Origin of the sequence: Methylobacterium sp. E-041 (assembly GCF_022829665.1) — a bacterium.
Classification (GTDB): Bacteria; Pseudomonadota; Alphaproteobacteria; order Rhizobiales; family Beijerinckiaceae; genus Methylobacterium.
The window spans coordinates 1-435 of the sequence record NZ_JAKSYQ010000225.1 but is presented as its reverse complement, the minus strand read 5'-3'; the positions used below and the strand labels follow the sequence as shown (position 1 = coordinate 435).

The 435-nt window shown below is 66.0% G+C and carries 1 protein-coding gene; it reads left to right on the top strand.

The genetic code is table 11. The annotated features are described in order from the left end of the window. Positions 1–58 precede the first annotated feature (58 nt). Positions 59–435 (top strand): transposase (locus MKK70_RS20405; protein ID WP_243949554.1); only part of this gene is annotated, 377 nt, incomplete at its 3' end.

Here is a 435-nt window from a genome sequence, read left to right as displayed (position 1 = left end):
TGAGTGGCCGGGATGGCGGTGATTCCAGAAGGGTGCTGAAGCCTGATCTGGATGTACCATGTGGACCTCGACCACTCGCCGGCAGCATAGCCGTTCGCGCCTGCGCTACGAAACCGACCTGACCGATGCGGAATGGGCCGTGTTTGCGCCGCTGATGCCGGAGCCGGCCTCGTGCGGTCGGCCCGCCATCTGGACGATGCGCGAGATCTGGAACGCGATCGTCTCAGTGCTGCGAGGCGGCATCGCGTGGCGGATGATCCCGAAGGACCTGCCTCCGCGCAGCACGACGTTCGGCTACTTCGTGCGCTGGCGCGACGAGGGCCTGTTCGGTCGGATCAATCATCACCTCGTCATGGCGGATCGCGAGCGGGTCGGTCGAAGCGCCTCGCCCACCGCTGCAGTGCTCGACAGCCAGAGCGTGAAGACCACCGAGAG